The sequence below is a fragment of the Cystobacter fuscus DSM 2262 genome, from assembly GCF_000335475.2.
In the GTDB taxonomy this organism is placed as follows: Bacteria; Myxococcota; Myxococcia; order Myxococcales; family Myxococcaceae; genus Cystobacter; species Cystobacter fuscus.
In genome coordinates this window covers 177,522-194,477 of record NZ_ANAH02000066.1, presented here as the reverse complement: position 1 = coordinate 194,477, position 16,956 = coordinate 177,522, and the positions used below count along the sequence as shown (strand labels likewise).

18 protein-coding genes are annotated in these 16,956 nt (G+C 69.3%); 12 read left to right on the top strand and 6 right to left on the bottom strand.

Going from position 1 to position 16,956, the window contains the following annotated elements; translation table 11 throughout:
• Window positions 1-13 precede the first annotated feature (13 nt).
• From D187_RS41385 to D187_RS51180, 3 genes are read left to right on the top strand one after another with little or no spacing between them, the layout of a single operon-like run.
• On the top strand, window positions 14-1,408 hold the full coding sequence (locus D187_RS41385; protein WP_002629884.1) for a sigma-54-dependent transcriptional regulator: 1,395 nt from the start codon (window positions 14-16) through the stop codon (window positions 1,406-1,408).
• On the top strand, window positions 1,405-2,757 hold the full coding sequence (locus tag D187_RS41380; RefSeq protein ID WP_002629885.1) for a sensor histidine kinase: 1,353 nt from the start codon (window positions 1,405-1,407) through the stop codon (window positions 2,755-2,757). The genes D187_RS41385 and D187_RS41380 overlap by 4 nt, the downstream gene beginning before the upstream one ends.
• A gap of 55 nt (window positions 2,758-2,812) precedes the next feature.
• Window positions 2,813-4,186 carry an FAD-binding oxidoreductase gene (locus D187_RS51180; protein ID WP_002629886.1) on the top strand — a complete coding sequence of 458 codons (1,374 nt, stop codon included), beginning with the start codon at window positions 2,813-2,815 and terminating at the stop codon, window positions 4,184-4,186.
• Between the two features lie 164 nt (window positions 4,187-4,350).
• Here the strand turns inward: D187_RS51180 and D187_RS41370 are convergent, their stop codons facing one another.
• The 3 genes from D187_RS41370 to D187_RS41360 all read right to left on the bottom strand — a co-directional run bounded on the left by D187_RS41370 (window position 4,351) and on the right by D187_RS41360 (window position 7,169).
• Window positions 4,351-5,577, bottom strand: coding sequence for a tyrosine-type recombinase/integrase (locus D187_RS41370; RefSeq protein ID WP_002629887.1), 1,227 nt, complete (start codon window positions 5,575-5,577; stop codon window positions 4,351-4,353).
• A 4-nt stretch (window positions 5,578-5,581) separates the two neighbouring features.
• Entirely contained in the window at window positions 5,582-5,827 is a 246-nt protein-coding gene (locus D187_RS41365) for a helix-turn-helix transcriptional regulator (RefSeq protein WP_245591958.1), read from the bottom strand.
• A gap of 538 nt (window positions 5,828-6,365) precedes the next feature.
• On the bottom strand, window positions 6,366-7,169 hold the full coding sequence (locus D187_RS41360) for a hypothetical protein (RefSeq protein WP_002629889.1): 804 nt from the start codon (window positions 7,167-7,169) through the stop codon (window positions 6,366-6,368).
• Window positions 7,170-7,255: 86 nt separating this feature from the next.
• On the opposite strand from D187_RS41360, the gene D187_RS53310 reads away from it, so the two are divergent.
• The 3 genes from D187_RS53310 (at window position 7,256) to D187_RS41350 (ending at window position 8,658) form a co-directional block, all read left to right on the top strand.
• A complete protein-coding gene (locus D187_RS53310; RefSeq protein ID WP_002629890.1) occupies window positions 7,256-7,456 on the top strand; it encodes a hypothetical protein in 201 nt (66 codons plus the stop codon).
• Window positions 7,457-7,559: 103 nt separating this feature from the next.
• Window positions 7,560-8,027 (top strand): hypothetical protein, encoded by a 468-nt coding sequence (locus tag D187_RS41355; RefSeq protein WP_002629891.1) that lies wholly within the window; start codon window positions 7,560-7,562, stop codon window positions 8,025-8,027.
• Window positions 8,028-8,094: 67 nt separating this feature from the next.
• A complete protein-coding gene (locus D187_RS41350) occupies window positions 8,095-8,658 on the top strand; it encodes a hypothetical protein (protein WP_002629892.1) in 564 nt (187 codons plus the stop codon).
• Window positions 8,659-8,738: 80 nt separating this feature from the next.
• Here the strand turns inward: D187_RS41350 and D187_RS51175 are convergent, their stop codons facing one another.
• From D187_RS51175 to D187_RS56030, 3 genes are all read right to left on the bottom strand, one after another.
• Window positions 8,739-9,299, bottom strand: coding sequence for a hypothetical protein (locus D187_RS51175; RefSeq protein ID WP_002629893.1), 561 nt, complete (start codon window positions 9,297-9,299; stop codon window positions 8,739-8,741).
• A gap of 56 nt (window positions 9,300-9,355) precedes the next feature.
• Window positions 9,356-9,619, bottom strand: coding sequence for a hypothetical protein (locus D187_RS41340; RefSeq protein WP_002629894.1), 264 nt, complete (start codon window positions 9,617-9,619; stop codon window positions 9,356-9,358).
• Between the two features lie 80 nt (window positions 9,620-9,699).
• On the bottom strand, window positions 9,700-10,407 hold the full coding sequence (locus tag D187_RS56030) for a hypothetical protein (protein ID WP_155893962.1): 708 nt from the start codon (window positions 10,405-10,407) through the stop codon (window positions 9,700-9,702).
• 563 nt (window positions 10,408-10,970) lie between these two features.
• Between D187_RS56030 and D187_RS41330 the strand changes: the two genes are divergently transcribed.
• The 6 genes from D187_RS41330 to D187_RS41305 all read left to right on the top strand — a co-directional run bounded on the left by D187_RS41330 (window position 10,971) and on the right by D187_RS41305 (window position 16,922).
• Window positions 10,971-11,516, top strand: a complete 546-nt coding sequence (locus D187_RS41330) for a hypothetical protein (protein ID WP_002629895.1) — start codon at window positions 10,971-10,973, stop codon at window positions 11,514-11,516.
• A 367-nt stretch (window positions 11,517-11,883) separates the two neighbouring features.
• Window positions 11,884-12,240 carry a hypothetical protein gene (locus tag D187_RS41325; protein ID WP_155893961.1) on the top strand — a complete coding sequence of 119 codons (357 nt, stop codon included), beginning with the start codon at window positions 11,884-11,886 and terminating at the stop codon, window positions 12,238-12,240.
• 238 nt (window positions 12,241-12,478) lie between these two features.
• Window positions 12,479-13,114: a hypothetical protein gene (locus D187_RS41320; RefSeq protein ID WP_020918640.1), complete on the top strand. Its 636-nt coding sequence runs from the start codon at window positions 12,479-12,481 to the stop codon at window positions 13,112-13,114.
• A 103-nt stretch (window positions 13,115-13,217) separates the two neighbouring features.
• The gene (locus tag D187_RS41315; RefSeq protein WP_020918639.1) at window positions 13,218-14,750 is read left to right on the top strand and encodes a DNA-packaging protein; all 1,533 of its coding nucleotides are present in this window, start codon (window positions 13,218-13,220) and stop codon (window positions 14,748-14,750) included.
• A 23-nt stretch (window positions 14,751-14,773) separates the two neighbouring features.
• Window positions 14,774-16,138, top strand: a complete 1,365-nt coding sequence (locus D187_RS41310; protein WP_020918638.1) for a phage portal protein — start codon at window positions 14,774-14,776, stop codon at window positions 16,136-16,138.
• Window positions 16,139-16,157: 19 nt separating this feature from the next.
• A complete protein-coding gene (locus D187_RS41305; RefSeq protein ID WP_020918637.1) occupies window positions 16,158-16,922 on the top strand; it encodes an HK97 family phage prohead protease in 765 nt (254 codons plus the stop codon).
• Window positions 16,923-16,956: the final 34 nt, after the last annotated feature.

Genomic DNA, 16,956 nt, shown 5'->3' with positions numbered 1-16,956 from the left:
CGGAACCGTCCACGTGGCATCGGCTCCCGAGTCCCCATCCCCTCCGCTGCGGCTGCTCGCCGCGGATGATCACCCCGACATCCTCGATGCGCTGACGCTGCTCTTCAAGCGCGCGGGCATCCAGGTGGTCACCACCCATTCCCCCGCGGGCGTGCTGACGGCGCTGGAGGCCCAGGAGTTCGACGCGCTGCTGCTGGACATGAACTACGCGCGCGACACCACCTCGGGCCACGAGGGGTTGGATCTGATCTCCCGGGTGCGTGAGCGCGAGCCGTTCGTGCCGGTGCTGGTGATGACCGCCTGGGGCAACGTGGAAGCGGCCGTGGAGGCGCTCCATCGCGGCGCGCGCGACTACATCCAGAAGCCGTGGGACAATGCCCGGCTGCTGGCCACGGTGAAGACCCAGCTCGAGCTGGGCCGGGCGCTGCGCGGCACCCGCCGTTCGGCGGCTCCGTCCGAGGGAGCGCTCCAGGGGCCGCTGCCGCCGCTCGCCCACGAGTCGCGCGCCATGCAGCGCGTGGTGCAGCTCGTCGAGCGCGTGGGCCCCTCCGAGGCCAACGTCCTCATCACCGGGGAGCATGGAACGGGCAAGGAGGTCGTCGCCCGCTGGCTGCACGGCCTGTCCAAGCGGGCCTCGCACGCGCTGGTGTCGGTCAACGCGGGAGGGCTCGCGGAGGGGGTCTTCGAGAGCGAGCTGTTCGGCCATGTGAAGGGCGCCTTCACCGACGCGAAGAGCGCGCGGGTGGGCAGCTTCGAGCTGGCCCACGAGGGCACGCTCTTCCTCGACGAGGTGGGGAACATGCCCCTGGGACAGCAGGCGAAGCTGTTGCGCGCCCTGCAGACCGGGGAGTTCCACGCCGTCGGCTCCTCGCACGTGAAGCACGCCAACGTGCGCGTCCTGTCCGCCACCAACGTGTCGCTGCCGGAAGAGACCCAGGCGGGGCGCTTCCGCGAGGATCTGCTCTACCGGCTCAACACCGTGGAGATCCACCTGCCCCCCCTGCGCGAGCGGCGCGAGGACATCGCCGCGCTGGCCACGCGCTTCCTCGCGGAGCAGGCGGCACGCTATGGCCGCCCGGCCCCGGGGCTCTCCGCCCGGGCGCTCCAGGCGCTGCTGGAGCATGCCTGGCCCGGCAACGTGCGCGAGTTGGAGCACACCATGGAGCGCGCCATGCTCCTGGCCCAGGGCGACACGGTGGAGGTGGAGGATCTCACCCTCAAGCCGGCGCTCCGTGCGACCCAGGCCCCGCTGCCGGACATGACCATGGAGCAGGCCGAGCACTACCTCATCACCCGGGCCCTGTCCCGGGCGGGTGGCAATGTCACCGAGGCGGCGAAGGCCCTGGGGTTGAGCCGCAGCGCGCTCTACCGGCGCCTGCAGCACTTCGGATTGAAGGGCTCGGGATGAGAGGAGGGTCCAGACTCTCGTACACCACGCGAGTCACCCTGCTCGCGCTCGCCTCCGGGCTGCCCGGCATCATCGTGGCGCTCGCGCTCCTGTGGAGGGCGCAGCTGGATACGACGCTCAAGGGGGCCTTCATCCTCGTCGTGCTCGGCAGTTGGATCGCGCTCGTGCACGCCCTGCGCGAGGGGATCGCCCGCCCCCTGCGCACGCTGTCCAACCTGCTGGCGGCGCTGCGCGAGGGGGACTATTCGGTGCGCGGCCGGCTGCCCTCGGCGGGCACCCTCACGAATGATCCACTCGCGGGCCTGCTCCTGGAGTTCAACTTCCTGTCGGACACCCTGCGCGAACAGCGGCTGGGCGTGCTCGAGGCCGATGCCCTGCTGCGCCAGGTCATGGACGAGATGGACATGGCCCTCTTCGCCTTCGACTCCACGCGCCACCTGCGCTGGCTCAACCGCGCTGGCCGGCAGTTGCTCGGGGAGCCCGCCGCGCGGTTGGTGGACAAGACGGCGTCGGAGCTGGGCCTCGCCGGGTGTCTCGAGGGCGAGGTGCCCCGCACGTTGACGGGGCTGTTCGGCGGCAGGAGCGTCCCCTGGGAGCTGCGCCGCCGCGAGTTCCGTCAGGGAGGCATCTCCCACCAGCTCGTCGTCCTGACGGATCTGCAGCGCACCCTCCACGAGGAGGAGCGTCTGGCGTGGCAGCGACTGGTGCGCGTGCTCGGGCATGAAATCAACAACTCGCTCACGCCCATCCAGTCCATCGCGAGCAGCCTCCAGGAGCTGGTCCAGCAGACGCCACCGCCGGAGGACTGGGAGGAAGACGTGGCGCGGGGCCTGTCCATCATCCACCGCCGCTCCGAGGCGCTGGGCCGGTTCATGTCCGCCTATGCGCGCCTGGCGAAGCTGCCCCCACCCCGGATGGTGACCGTGGACGTGGGCGCCTGGGTGCGTCGCGTGGCGGAGCTGGAGTCCCGGCTGCCCGTGAGCGTGCGCGAGGGGCCCGCCGTCAGTCTCCAGGGGGACGGGGATCAGCTCGATCAGCTCCTCATCAACCTGGTGCGCAACGCCGTGGACGCGGCGATGGAGACGGGAGGCGGGGTCGTCCTGTCCTGGAGCCTCACGGCCTCGCACGTGGAGGTGTGGGTGGAGGATCAGGGGCCGGGCCTGTCGGCGACCACCAACCTCTTCGTGCCCTTCTTCACCACCAAGCCCGCGGGCTCGGGCATTGGACTGGTGCTGGGGCGGCAGATCGCCGAGTCCCACCGGGGCAGCCTCTCCCTGGAGAACCGGACCGACGAGCGCGGGTGCCGTGCCCGGCTGCGGCTGCCCCTGCGCCCCTCCACGAGCGCCTGAGCCGCTCGGCATGCCCGGCCCCCAAGGGGGCTCGTGTTAGACTGTCACCACCTCCATGAGTCCCCCTGCCCTGTCCCTGTTGGATGATCTGCGCGGTGGACTCAGCGGCCCCCTGCGCACCACCCTGGAAGAACTCGAGCTGTATGCCCATGACTTCGGGGGACTCGTGCGCCGGGTGCCCCGGATGGTGGTACGGGCACGGTGCGAGGCGGACGTGGTGCACACCCTGCGGGTGGCCCGCGCCCATGGGGTTCGCGTCACCGTGCGCGGCTCCGGCCACAGCACCCGCGGCCAGACCCTGGACGAGGGAGGCATCATCCTCGACAACCGCGCGGAGGGAGGCGAGGTGCGCCTGCTCGACGGGGGCCGCGTGGAGGTCTCCGCCCGCACGCGATGGGCCCAGGTGGAGGAGGCGCTCAACGCCGCGGGCAGGACGCTGCCCGTGCTCACGTCCGCGTCCGGCACCACCGTGGGCGGAACGTTGTCCGAGGGCGGCTTCGGCTCGCGTTCGCTCCACCAGGGCGCGCAGGTGGACCACGTCGAGCGGCTGCGGCTCGTCCTCGCGGATGGCACCGCCCTCTGGTGTGGCCCCGGGGAGGACCCGGACCTCTTCCGCCTCGCGCTGGCGGGCTTCGGCCAGGTGGGTGTCATCGAGCGCGTGGTGCTCGACACCCTGCCCTCGCGGCCGCTGACCCGCTTGCAGCTCAACCCCCACGGCGGCCTGAGCGACCTGGTGGAGGCCGTGGCGTGGACCGAGACGTGGCGGGAGTCCACCCCCGAGCACTTCCTCGGCCTCTGGAAGGAGGGCCGTTTCTGGTCCGTCTTCGGACGGGACTTCTCCGACGAGGCCAGCGCCACGCGGGCCCCGCTGCCCGAGCCCCTGGCGCACATGACGCGGGAGCGGGCGGAGATCGACGCCCCCCCTCAACTCCTCACCTGGAGCGACGAGGACGACACGCGCCAGCGCCACCCCTGGCGCCGCCGGGTGTGGTGCGACTACTGCCTGGATCTGGAGGGGCTGCGTGGCTTCGCGCGCTTCCTCGAGGGGCGGCCCGGGTGGATGTCCGGGATGGAGAGCGTTTGCCTGCTAGGGCTGGCCAACCCTCCAGGCCGCACGCGCGGGCCCTTCGACATCAGGCCGCCCTCCCAACGCGCGGAACACCTGTATGCCCTGGGCCTCTACCACGGCGTGGACGTGGGGGACGGGCCCGGGCTCCAGGCGGCCGAGGCGCTCCACCAGGCCTGCCTCGAGTGGTGCGTGCGCGCCGGTGGTCGTCCCTCCCTGCGCGGGGGGAGCGTCCTCGACGTGGCCACCCTCCGGGGGCTCTACGCGGAAGACCTCTCCCTCCTGCGGACATGGCGCGCGTCCCGGGATCCCTCCGGTCTGCTCAATCCCCACGGGCTGCCGGCGGGCCTCGTGCTGGAGTAGGACTCCCCGCCCCCACCTGTCGCTCGCCGTACACTTCACGCGATCCAGGCTTTCGCGGAGCCTGCATCCCGCCCACGGGCCCCACACCTTCACGGCATGTTCTTTTTCTTCTAGAACAGCCCCGGGGAGACGCGCAGCGCGCCGGGCTCCCCAAGCCTTCAGAATTACAGAACATTTTTATGCCTCTTGGTGGCGGGTGGGACTGCTTTGACAGGCCGTGTGCTCGCAGTGTGCTTGTCGGCACCAGCTACGGACGGCACGAGCTTCAACCCGCCAACTGCCTCCACCAGGAAGCCCACATCCTTCCCGAAGTAGTAGTTGGCGGTGATGGTCGGGCTGGAATGGCCGGCCAGGAGTTGGCCGGCGCCGATGTTGCCGCCCGAGTCCATGATCAGGTGGGTCAGGAACGTCTTCCTCAAGTCGTGGAAGGTGAAGCCCTCGGGCAGTTCCTGCCCGGCCCAGCGGGCGACGCGGCCCAAGAGCTTCGCGGTGTCCCACCCCCGGCCGCGCATGCCGCCCTCCGGCGACGCGAAGACGAGCTCCTCGACGAGGTCGCCGCGCTTGCTGCGAGGCGCGGCCTTGAAGGCGGCGAGCAACTCCGGGTGGAGCGCTGGGTGGACGGGCACCAGGCGCTCCTCGCCGCCCTTCGTGGTGTCGCGCCCCCAGCTGTGCCGCACGTGGATGATGCCGTATGGGCCCTCCTCCCAGTGAATGTCCGCCCACCGCAGCCCGGCGATCTCTCCGCGCCGCAACCCCGAGAGCACGGCGACGAGTAGCAACAGCCGGTGGTGTCCAGCGCCGCTCAGGAGCGCCGCCACCTGCGCCCGCGACAGGAACCGAGGCTTCCTCTTCGCCACCTTCGGACGCGGCACCTCCGCCCAGGGATTGTCCCGCCGGGCCCCGAGCCGCATGGCGTACTTGAACACGATGCGCCCGAGCGAGTGCAGATTGCGCACGGTGGTGTCCGCCATGCCCTGTGCTCGCGCCTGCTGGAGCAGGCCGTCACAGTCGGCCGGGGTGACGGCCGCCACGGGCTTCTTCTTGAAGTGGGGCGCGAACCACTTCCTGATGACAGAGCGCTTGGGCTCCTGCGAGGGCTGGTGCTGCGTGCTGGCCACGTACTTCGTGAAGAGTTCGTCGCACGTCATGGGCACTGGGGCCGGTGCGGCAAGGCCAGCCGCCACCCGCTCCGCCTGCATCGCCTTCTCCTGGGCGATGCGCTCGGCCTCCGCCTCCATCCTCGCCGCCGTGCGCTCGCGCGCGGTCCGGCCCGCGGCGTCCCGATAACGGATCCACCAGGTGCCGAAGTCAGGCGCACGGCGCTGCAGGCGCTTGCCCGCCGCGAGCACCGCCTTCCCCTTCGCGTTGGGCCGGAAGTACGCGCTCGTCACGCCCTCACCCTGCCTGTCCCGACTTCGACTGAGCCTGCACCCACGCGCGCACCTTCGCGGGGTCGAAGCGGTAGTTGCGTGCCCCGAGCGTCACGTAGGGCAGTCCGAGATTCTCTCGCACCTGCTTCCACACCCACGACTTGCTTACCCCGAGGAAGGCAGCCACCCGCTCGCAGTCCCACAGGCCACCTTCGGGCACCGCCACCAGTCCTGGCCGGCGCTCCTGCTGATTGCACTCATCCACTTTCACGCTCGCTCCCGGTGCGCGCGGAGACGCCTCCGTGCGCGTGCCGCTCTCTCTGACTGTTTGACAACTCCCCCATCCCTCCCCTCCCCCCGCTCGCTTCCGCCGCGCTGCTAACAACCTTCGTGCCACCGTCTCCAAGATAGACACCGCCGCCCATGCGTCCGAGAACGTGGATGTGCGTCCGCCCCCGCGCGCTCAGTGCGAGCCGGACAGGCGGGCATGGAAGGTGATGGGGTTGGCGCTCCAACGCGCGAGGCGCGAGCGGCCGGGTTCAGCAGGGAGAGAGGACGCTGGAGATGCTCCACCGCACACCCCAAAAACAGACGCCCCGAACGTGTTAGGGCACGTGCGGGGCGCTGCCGACACACCCCCAGGGCAGTCCATAGGGGCAGTCTAGAGAAGGGCCGGGCACGCGCGAGAGCGCGCACCGACCCCTATGTCTTGAGATGTGGTGTGGACTCGCCGCCCTAACAGCGAGGACACACGGAGTAACTACAGCAACGTCAAATCGATACTACCACGGCCCGTGAAGCGCAAGTCCCTATCGAAAGATCGACGTTGGCTTCTGCTGCGGCTTAGCGGCCGGCAGGTAGCACGTGCCGTCCAGTTCATAGAGTTTGTCGGGACAGGGAGCGCGAGTCTTGTGCGGCACCCAGCAGCCCCCGAAGTGTTCCTCCTCCAGCGTCTTGTCACACGGCGCCTTCTTCTGGACGTCGAAGGGCTTCTTCGGCATGGGCCGGGCGAGCACGGGCGGGCCGAAGTCGACGGTGTCGGTGAGCAGCAATCCCGTCAGATCCCCGCCGTCGTCCCAGCTCGCGTCGCTCCGGGCAGTAGCCAACTCGGGGTGTGAGAGCCAGTCCTCCACCGGGGTAGCGTTGCCCGCGTGGAGCATCAGGAGCGCCACGCAGGCGACGAGCGCGGCCCCGAGTGCTGGGCGGTGCCAAGCCGGGATCGCTGGCGTCACGACGCTGGGGGCCGACGGGCGGCGGGAGCGCAGGTGCCTGAGCGTCTCCGGAGTCTTGAGGGTCCGTGTGACGGCCTCGTGCAAGTCGTAGAGCATGAAGTCCAGCTCCTCCGCAGCATCCCCGGCGTCGGTCTCCTCGGGCGCAGACTCCACCTCGAGCGCGAGGTACGCGGGGGACACTGAGGAGCACAGGCGGATCGTCCACTCGGCCACCGGCACGTCGAAGGCCTGACGCTCGGTGTGCTGCAACAGCAGCGCCGCTGCGCCTGTCTCGACGTTGTGCGCCCGATAGATGCGACCCAGGTCGTCTCCGGTGTTCCGGTATCTCCGCTCGAGTTGGAACGGCCCAAGCCGGTTCCCTCGAGGGGTGTTGTTGGACATGGCGCGGCCCTCCCGCGCCGGGGTGTACCACGGCCCGCACCGACGCTGTCCAGCTCGGCATATTCACGCGCCCCTTCTCCGCGGGCATGAAGCACTTCTTCACCGCCCGTCACCGTCGCCTCATGGGGCTGCCCGAGTCCGAGGAGGAGCCGAAGGTGCCCACCGGCCTGCCTCCGCGCTGCTGCGAGAAGGCCGTGGAGGAGCGCTGCACCTGCGAGGCACGGGGGTGGAAGTGCCCCGTGCACGGGCGCCGCCTCAACCCCTGCACCGGACTCACCCACGACTGAGGCCCCGAGCGGTTCCGGCCTCCGCGGGCCCCGGGCGGACTTCCCCCCTCCGTACGGGGCCCGTGTCTTTTCGCCCACCCACCTCCACGTGGAGATCCGCCCCATGCCCTGTCCCCTGCCCTCCTCCTCCCCTCTCCCCGTGCCCACGCTCGCCGAGCTGCTGCAGGCGCTTGAGTCCGTCAGCCCCTCCGAGGCCGAGCGGTACCGGGCGCGGGTGGGCGCCATCGAGGAGACGTGCGCCCAGGTGCACGCGAGGCTCATGGAGGACGAGGCGGCCTTGGCGGCGGTGGCGCCTGGTGGGCTCCGGTTCCCCTACGAGGAGTGGATTCTCCGCTCCTCGGCGGCCTCGGGCTCCCGCCGCGCCTGGCGCGCGCTCGCCGTAGACGAGGCTGTCCTGCGCGAGGCCCTGGAGTTCTCCCTCTTTCTGGCGCGGCACTTCGCCGCCTCGCCCTACGTCGTCTGTGAGGCCTGCCGAGGTTCCGGCTGGGGGCCACGTCCTCCCGAGGGCTCCGGCCTGGAGCGGCCCCTGTGCGCGGGCTGCGGTGGCAGCGGGAGCGTCCGCCGGACGTGAGGCACGCCCCTTCTGAGTCGTTGCCCAGGCCGCATGAAGCGCGCCGGGCAACTCAGGAGGCAGTCTCATGAGGCAGTCCATGAAGTGGCTCAGCGCCGCGGCGTTCCTCGTCCTCTCCGGCCCCACCGTCATGTACGCGGCGGACCTGCCCGCGGAGAAGTTGACGCGGGACTTCATCAACAAGGGGGACGGGAGCCGGATGTGGCACAATCTCTACGACAGGATCACCAACCACATCCACGCCATCTGGAAGAAGTACGGCAAGGGCACGATGACGCCCGAGTCCGAAGAGTGCCTCCGCCAGAAGCTGACCGAGTTCCATGTGAAGGCGATGGCGCCCTGGATGAAGGGCGGCATCCACAGCCCGGAGGCCGTGGGGGAAATCCTCCACCGTCTGAGCAAGCAGGGCGGTGAGCGCTGCCCGAAGGGCAACCCCGGCCTCGTGGCGTACCAGGCGTGGGCTCGGGACGAGGACTCCAAGCTTCGGGACGAGCGGAGCGCCTTGGAAAAGGCCGTCGACGAAGGGGTGAGCGCCGCCCGCGACGCCATGGGACGGCCGCTCACGCCCGCCGAAGTGGCCGCCATCGGCGCGGCCATCATCTTCTCGGCCCCCGTTTGGGCGCTGCCGTAGCGACAACGCCACGAGGTGAATGAAGGGCCCGGTCTCCGAGGTGGAGGCCGGGCCCTTCGTGCTTCATAACGGCAGCCGCGTCAGTGGATGGCGGCCTTCACCGCCACCCTCCCCTTCGCCGCGGCGGTGAGCTTCTTCCCCCAACTGAAGAGCCCCGAGGCGCCGGCGGCGGTGAGCAGCGCGCCGAGCACCAGCGAGAGGGAGATGGGCGTGCCCGCCTGGAGCGCCGCCACCAGCGCGAGGGACACGGCGGTGGCCATGCTCAGCAGCACGCCGGCCACGTCCGAGGAGAGCCACGGCACCCGGGGGGAGAGGAAGCGGCGCACCACGTAGACGGCGCCGAGCACCAGGGCGCACGCGAGCAGGCCCCAGTTGCGCGAGGTGAGGGCCTGCACCACCAGCTTCACCACCTCCCCCAGGCCCACCTCGGTGGGGGGCGGGGACTCGGGCGGGGCCTGCACGGCGGGCGCGGCCACGGGGGCGGGCGGGTTCGCCCGAGCCTGGGACACGGCCTGACCGAACATGTGGGCGGTGAGCTCGCCCGCGTGGGTGGAGTCCGCTGCGGGGGCCTGGGCGAGCGCGGGCGAGGAGAGGGACAGCAGCGAGAGGACGGCGAGGGACGACAGGGAGGGACGACGCATGGGGACTCCTGGGCAGGGCGGGCGAAATGCCAACCCAGGAGGAAGGAAGGGGCGCCTCAGGGCACCGAGCGGGCGGAGGCGGCCGGTGCATCCGTGAGACGCTCGACGGCGCGAGCAAGCCGGGACAGCTCGCGCTCCATGCCGTCGAAGCGGGCCTCAATCCGCGCGGCCTGGGTGGCGGCGCTGGACTGGGCGGAGGAGATGCGCGTGAGTTCAGCCTCAGCGGTGGTGCAGCGGCGCTCGAGGTGACGCACGTCCGCGCCCAGCGTGCCCCACTGCACAGCGAGCCCGAGCAGGGAGACCACGATGGGCACGGTCATGGTGAACCACGGCGATGGGCGCGACTCGGCGGAGGTGGGGAGTGGGGGCGTACTCATGCCAGCCGAGAAGGGGCGCCGTATTAGCCCTTCGTTGCGTCGCTAGCAGGCATCAGCACCAGGGCGCCAAAGGGAAAATGCTCCCACAACACGAACTCCCAGAGGGCGTATTCCTCTTCGCGCCAAGCTCGGTAGCGCAACGCCGGCGCAAGGCGCTCATTATACGGGACCGCCATGAGAACATCACGAACGTCAGCGGCCACCTGTTCTTCAAACTGATCAAACCAGAAGAACGCAATCCTTGCATCTAATGGCAGTGTCGACTTGTGCTCCTTGTAATGGAAGCCGCGTACAAATTTCGCAGCGATCAATTGCCGCACGGGGGCTTCAATCTGAAACGCAGGCGAGACGGTCACATGCAGTCCGCCAGGGGTCCGCCCGGCGAGCCGCGGATAAGCGCGGCCGTCTTCTGGAGTAAGGACATAACGAACATCCTTGGCAATCCGTCTCAGGCGATCATCGCGGCGCCTCGCCTCCTCTTCTGTGGGGGCGTGACGTGATTGCCAGGAGCTTTGATGTTTTTCGATGAGGCTCTTTGCATGTGGGACGTCAGGATTGAGCGCCATCAGCAATGGATGTGCGAACGCCCGCTCCGCCTTTTCGAACTCATCGTTACAGATGCCACAGGCGGGCACGGTTACGCGCTGCACGGTCTGAGGAGTGGTCGCGGGATACCAGCTCTTCGGCAGTACGTGTTCGACTTCATGGGCCAGTCGGGTGAGGCAGAACACACAAAGCTTGGCTCGTCTCGTCTTCCTCGCAGTCATGTCGCGGAATTGCCGGTCCTCTCTCCCTGCTAGATGCATGGCAGTCGGGTGGACCAACTGCGGGGACACCAGATGCTGCGCGCATCCTAGGACATGTCCTCATTCTGGCGGTTCAAACGCCCAGGGTTGAACAGTGAGCAACGGGGGCGCTCATCGAGGAGACGAGCAGCACAGACAGGGAAGGCGCAGACGACCGGTACGTGGCCCCGATTGAGTCAGCGGACCGATCTGGCATGTAGGTCAGTGAACCACCCCACCCCCAAAAACCGCGAGCGCGGCCCGGCGGACGATTGCTTGGCGCGGTGCAATCTCGCGCTCGCGGCTACCCCACGCTCCCCCACCGAAGCTTTGGACGGAAACTGTCAGACGACCCCCCGAAAAATCGAGGTGGAGGGCCCTACCCCGGCCTCTAACCGCCCGGAATCACTCCCGGGGCCTTGGCGGGAGGGGGTGCAGAAAGGAGCAAAACGGCGCACTCCACGCCCCTTCTCGGGGGTGTCACCTCGCAGTCCACCCCGGAGCGCACTATGTCCGTCCTGCCCAGCAGTACCCCTCCTCCCTCCACTGGCTACACCCCTCCGCTCGAGTTGCTGCAGGCGGCGGACGACATGCTCCTGGGGGCTTCTCCCGGGGAACTCGCCGACGCGGCCCGCGGGTATGTCGCCCACGGGCGGCCCACCGGCGGGCACTCGGCGATCACCGGCGCCGAGCTGCCCGACTTCGACGTGTGCCGGCCGCTCGTCCGTGCCGGGTGGCTCGCCGTCGTGCGTGAGCTGTGCCCACCCCCGAAGGAGCCCTCCAAGGGGACCATCACCGTGCATGTGCCCGAGCTGAAGGTGGATGTGTCCGATCTGAAGCCGGAGCTGGAGCGGCTGGAGGGCTTGGTCAACCAGCTCACCACGGCGCCCGTCTCCATGTCCGACCTGTGCCACGGGGCGCGCGCCCTGGCCGAGGCGTCGACCCTCCTGAGCACCAGCGACTCGGACGCGTCCAGGGCCGTGGCCGCGCTGGTGCAGGACATGGCGAAGTGCCTGAGCGCGCAGGTGCGCGAGCTCACCCCGCCTCAGCCCTGATTCCCCGGAGCAGGGGACGCGACTTCAGTGGCGAACTCTTCTTTTCGGCGGAGGAGTACGAGACGAGCTCGCTTCTCGCCCAGCCCTGACGCCCAAGGATGGACGCCCAGAATTCACCTATGGCGAGCCACCCAACAACTCGCGGCACACGGACACGGCGGCTCATCGTTCAGTTGGCCTGCACTGTCTATCGCCTAGCATTGAGCGACCGCCTACTGTCGATCGTCCGGCATCGGGCGGTCACCCGCCGAGTAATACCCAGCAGTTCCATGATCACGAGGAGGTTCCCGCGAATGCAGTTGTTAATGTGGACGAGGAGCGCATAGCTTTGGTCACAGCCCTGTGGCGCTCCAATCGGAGCATCAAAATGAGAAACATCGTTTTTGCATTGGCGCTGGCGTTGGTGTGCATGGCATCCAACGCATATGCGGTCGATCACACCCTGATCAACAATACCTCATGGAGTGTCGGTGCGTTGGGCGACGCAGCGATGACGAAAGACGCGCCACATCCAACTCCGTGGGTCTTTCAGGCAGACGGCTCGGTTCGCGCTCAGGGGTACTGGGTTGGTGCGTGGGTTTCATACCCTGACCAGAACAAGTTGAAGGTCACCATTGTCACCACGAGCGGATTGACCGATACGTTCGAGGTCGACTTTCTGACGTCGAACTGGTTCGTCGCGACCAAGAACAACCAGCTCTACAGATATGGGAAGCGGCTGTAGCGAGCATTCGTGTCACACCTTGGAGCACGATAGTCCAAGCCAGTCCAAGCCTATTGCGCCCTCTGGAGGGTGCAATATGAGATCCCTGACTACGGGACTCCCTGGGCTTTGCCCGCGCATGCCATTGCGTGCCTAGCGCGGTGGTATCTCTTGTCTGCCTTCCCTGCCTCTGGGAGGGAAGGCGCTAGGGCACTCCGCCACAACTGACTCCAAGAGACCCCGCCCCTTCTCGGAGGGCATGGCCAGGCCCAAGGGAATGCCGCCGGAGCTGCTGGGCGCGCCCTCGGACGGGCCTGGGGAGGATGCGTCCGAGCTGCCCGACCCGCTCGCGGGCTTCCAGCTGCGCGCCGGGACTCGCGGCCCGCGCACCACGCTCACCAAGGCGATGATCCCCATCATCGCCGAGTCGCTCGCCCGTACGGGCGTCCAACGCATCGCCGCGGCGAAGGCGGGCACCACCGAGGACTGCCTGGGCAAGTGGCTCACCAAGGGCCGCGACGCCGTGGCGCGGCGCAAGAGCAGTCTCTACACCGAGCTGCTCTTCGCGTGCGAGCAGGCCTGGGCGCACCGCTTCGGCTTCCTCATCGAGTTGGGCGAGCGGACGGTGGTGGATCGGCACGCCAACCCCCGCTTCATCACCTGGCTGATGCAGGTGACGGCGCCGAAGCAATTCACCGTGCCGCGCGAGCCGGCCGCCCAGGTCCAGGGCGGCGCGCTCGGGCCCGCCTTCGAGCTCGTGTCCCCCGAGGCCGCCGCCAAGAGCGTGCGCGAGAAGCTGCTGCGCTTCCTCGAGGAGGACGACAAGCGAGACGCGACACCATCCGAGGAGGCACCACCCGAATCTGGTGAGGCCGCGCCCGCGGAGGCTGGCTGATGGTCGCCATGGTCGCGGTGCAGGACAACCCGCTCGCGGGCCTGCCCATATCCGAGGAGGCACCACCCGAATCTGGTGAGGCCGCGCCCGCGGAGGCTGGCTGATGGTCGCCATGGTCGCGGTGCAGGACAACCCGCTCGCGGGCCTGCCCATCATCCGCCCCGAGACGCACGGGCGCCATTCGCTCTCCGAGCGCGCGGGGCTCAAGTTCCGCGACCAGTTGCGCCGCCAGCGCGAGCTGGGCGCGAAGCTCACCGCCGACTTCGCCCTCGACGGGCACCTGCGCATGAGCCCCGCGGAGGTGCTCGCCTGGCACTACGACCCCACCCTGTGGCGACGTCCCGTGCAGACGCCGCCCTCGGGGGTGTGGCGCACCTGGTTCCTGTTGGGCGGGCGCGGAGCGGGCAAGACGTACGCCGGCAGCATCGCCGTCATCGAGGAGGCCCAGGCGGACCCCGAGGCCCGCATCCTCATCGTCGGCCCCACCGACTCGGAGATCCGCAAGACGCAGCTGGAGGGCCCGAGCGGCATCCTCTCGCTCGCCCCGCCGTGGTTCCGCCCGGTGCACCGGCGCAGCAAGCGCACGCTGGACTTCCCGAACGGGGCGAAGGCCTTCTATGTGCCCGCCCAGAACCCCGACAAGCTGCGCGGGTACAACGTCAGCCTCGTCTGGGCGGATGAGATTGTCGCCTGGAAGAAGTCGCCCGAGGAGGTCTATCGGGAGTGCCGCCGCGTCGCCCGAATCCAGACGTCGCGGATGCGCGCCCAGGGCCTGCCGGCGCGGCTCATCATCACCACCACGCCCAATCCCAACCCGCTCTTTCGAGAGATTCTCTCGGACCGGGACGGGCTGGTGCTCGCGTGCTCGTCCACCTTCGACAACGCAGCCAACCTGGACGGGAAGTACATCGCCTACGCGCGGCGGCTTCAGAACACCACCATCGGCCGCCGGGAGTTCCACGGCGAGCTGCTCTTCCTCGAGGACGCGTGCCTCTACGGCAAGGTGGACTGGAATGCCTCGCGCGTGGAGAGCGTGGAGGCCATCGCCCCGCGTGAGGGCAAGCCGCTCTTCGACAAGCTGGTGGTGAGCGTCGACCCGGCCACCGGGGAGAAGAAGGACAGCGACCTGCACGGGATTGTCGTGGAGGGGATTCGCGAGGAGGCGGATGGCCTCTTGCACACGTACGTGCTGCAGGACGCCTCGCTTCGCTCCCCCGAGCCCACTACCTGGGCCCAGGCGGCCGTGGACGCGCTGCACCGCTGGGAGCACCTGGCGCCGAAGAGGAAGGCCTTCATCTTCGCGGAGACGAACACCGGCGGCTCGCTGGTGAAGAACGTCATCCGCTCTGTGGACGGCAAGGTGAAGGTGAAGGGCATGCGCGCCATGCAGTCCAAGGCCGAGCGCGCGGCCCCGGTGTCCGCCATGGCCGAGGCGCGCCTGGTGCACATGGTGGGCAAACACCACCGCCTCGAGGAGCAGCTCGCCAAGTTCACCGGTCAGGACGGCGGCCACGGTCGCGACGACCGGGCGGACGCCTTCGCCTGGCCCATTTACCTGTACGTGTGCCCGAAGCGGCAGAACGCCGGCGTGGCGGGGCGTCCCGCCGAGGCCCAGGAGGACGAGGACGACGAGTAGCCGCGCGCCCCTTCTCGGCGGGCATGGCGCGCCCCTCTTTCGGCACCCGTTTCAAGGCGGCCCTGGCGGGCTTTCTCCTGCCGGGCAGCGGACGTCCGCTCGTCCACGGCATCCCCATCAACCCCTTCACCCCGCGGCGCGGCTCTCGCGCGGTGTGCTCGGCCTACCGCACCAACGGCTGGCTGCGCGCGGTGGCGGACACGGTGGCGGAGTCCGTGGCCACGCCCCGGTGGCGGGTGCTCAAGGCCACCACACCCAAGGGCAAGGCGCTGCTCGCCACGTGCAAGAGACTCAGCACGGAGGCGCGCACCCGGACGGGCGCGCTCGAGCGCCACCATGTGCAGGCCAAGGGACTCGCCCGGGGAGACTTGGTGGAGCTCGACACCCACGAGCTGCTCACCCTGCTCGAGCACCCCCACCCCGATTTCACTGGCCGCTCCCTGCGCAAGGTGCAGCAGCTGCACCTCGACTTGCCCGGCGAGTCCTTTCTCTGGCTGCGCCGCTCCACGTATGGCTCGGTGGTGGGCTACGAGGTGGTGCCCCCCGCGTGCGTCCTCCAGACGCCCACCCAGACGGGCGCGGGCTACCTCGTCGTCTACAACAACTTCTCCGGCATGGTGTCCCGCTCGGAGATGGTGTGGCTGCGCCACCTGGACCCGGACAACCTGCACGCGCGTGGCGTCGGCCGGGGCCTCGCGCTGGGGGACGAGCTCGACGCGTCCGAGGCCATTCAACAGACACTCAAGTCCACCTTCGAGCGGGGCGGCCTGCCGGCAGCCATCGTCGGCGTGGATGGCGGCACTGCGGGCGACGGCGAGGACGAAGTCGAGGACCTGCGCGCCAAGTACGAGGAGCGCTTCAGCGGCCCGGACTCGGCCGGGCTCGTCTGGTTCGTGAATGGCAAGACGACGCTCTCCCAGGTGCAGCAGGACTTCCGCGCGCTCCAGCTCGTGGAGGCCGAGAAGTCCCTGCGCGACTACGTGCGCCAGGTGTACAACGTGCCCCCGGAGCTGGTGGGCGATCTCACCAGCGCCAACCGCAGCACGAGCGAGGAGGCGAAGTACACGTTGGCGGAGTACGCCACCCTCCCGCGGCTGGAGTTCCTGCGCACCGAGTACCAGCTGCGCCTCGTGCCGCTCGTCGACCGGGACGCCGTGCTCGAGTACGACGACCCGCGCCCCCACTCCTGGGAGCGGCGCCTCAAGGCGATGACGAGCGCCTACGGCCCCCATGTCCTCATGAATGAGGCGCGCGAACTCGCGGGCCTGGCCCCGGACTCGAAGCTCAACGGCGTGCGCTTCCAGCCCCTGCCAGGCGCCCAGCCCGTGCAGGACGGGCCCCCCGAGCCACACAACGAGCCGCCCCCGCGCGGGCCTGCCAAGGGCTGAGCGCCCCTTCTCCTCCGGCATGAAGCTGCCTCCCACCCCGCCCACCGATGGCGTGCTCAAGTCGCTCGGCCACCTGGTGCGCAAGTCCGAAGGCGCCAGCGGCAAGCCGGTGTTCCGCATCACCTCGGACGTGCTGGACCGGCACAACGACAGGGTACGGACTGGCGCGCTGAAGACGCAGTCCTTCGAGAAGAACCCCGTCCTGCTCTGGGACCACCAGCACGGAGTTCCGGCGCTGGGTACCGCGCGCGTCTTCCAGGAGGGGGACGAGTGGTTCATGGAGCCCGCCTTCGACGGCATCGGCAACCTGTCGAAAGAGGTGGGCGCCAAGGTGGAGGCGGGCACCCTGAGCACCTGCTCCATCTTCTTCCGCTTCTCCAAGTACGAGCCGAACGCCGAGGGCGGGCTCGACTACGAGGAGTGCGAGTTGCTCGAAGTCTCAATCACAAACATCCCCGCCAACCCCGAGGCCTGCCGCGTGAAGAACCAAGGACAACAGAAGAAGAATGGCGACGCCCCCACCCCGCCTCCCGAGGAGTCGGGCAAGGACGCCGAAGGGCAGGACCTGGGCGCGCTCCTGGACGAGAAGTTGGGTCCTCTCGTGGAGGCCCTCGGCAAGCTCACCCAGGCCCTGGCCGCCAAGGCCGAGGAACCGGCCGAGGACCCCACCGACACCGAGGAGGAGGCGGGCAAGGGAGATGACGAGCCGCCCGCGCCTCCCGCCGAGGCGCCCACCGAGGCGAAGTCCCTGAAGCGCTTCCGCTCGCCCTTCGTGTGCGGCTGAGCCAGCACCCATTACCCCTCCCCTCTCTCCCGAG

Bases quoted from the DNA above. Each gene is read 5' to 3' on its own strand.
- D187_RS41330 (WP_002629895.1), top strand. From the start codon at position 10,971: ATGTCCGTCCTGCCCAGCAGTACCCCTCCTCCCTCCACTGGCTACACC.
- D187_RS51180 (WP_002629886.1), top strand. From the start codon at position 2,813: ATGAGTCCCCCTGCCCTGTCCCTGTTGGATGATCTGCGCGGTGGACTC.
- D187_RS41355 (WP_002629891.1), top strand. From the start codon at position 7,560: ATGCCCTGTCCCCTGCCCTCCTCCTCCCCTCTCCCCGTGCCCACGCTC.
- D187_RS51175 (WP_002629893.1), bottom strand. From the start codon at position 9,299: ATGCGTCGTCCCTCCCTGTCGTCCCTCGCCGTCCTCTCGCTGCTGTCC.
- D187_RS41350 (WP_002629892.1), top strand. From the start codon at position 8,095: ATGAGGCAGTCCATGAAGTGGCTCAGCGCCGCGGCGTTCCTCGTCCTC.
- D187_RS41380 (WP_002629885.1), top strand. From the start codon at position 1,405: ATGAGAGGAGGGTCCAGACTCTCGTACACCACGCGAGTCACCCTGCTC.
- D187_RS41320 (WP_020918640.1), top strand. From the start codon at position 12,479: ATGGCCAGGCCCAAGGGAATGCCGCCGGAGCTGCTGGGCGCGCCCTCG.
- D187_RS41310 (WP_020918638.1), top strand. From the start codon at position 14,774: ATGGCGCGCCCCTCTTTCGGCACCCGTTTCAAGGCGGCCCTGGCGGGC.
- D187_RS53310 (WP_002629890.1), top strand. From the start codon at position 7,256: ATGAAGCACTTCTTCACCGCCCGTCACCGTCGCCTCATGGGGCTGCCC.
- D187_RS41360 (WP_002629889.1), bottom strand. From the start codon at position 7,169: ATGTCCAACAACACCCCTCGAGGGAACCGGCTTGGGCCGTTCCAACTC.
- D187_RS41325 (WP_155893961.1), top strand. From the start codon at position 11,884: ATGAGAAACATCGTTTTTGCATTGGCGCTGGCGTTGGTGTGCATGGCA.
- D187_RS41340 (WP_002629894.1), bottom strand. From the start codon at position 9,619: ATGACCGTGCCCATCGTGGTCTCCCTGCTCGGGCTCGCTGTGCAGTGG.
- D187_RS41315 (WP_020918639.1), top strand. From the start codon at position 13,218: ATGGTCGCCATGGTCGCGGTGCAGGACAACCCGCTCGCGGGCCTGCCC.
- D187_RS41305 (WP_020918637.1), top strand. From the start codon at position 16,158: ATGAAGCTGCCTCCCACCCCGCCCACCGATGGCGTGCTCAAGTCGCTC.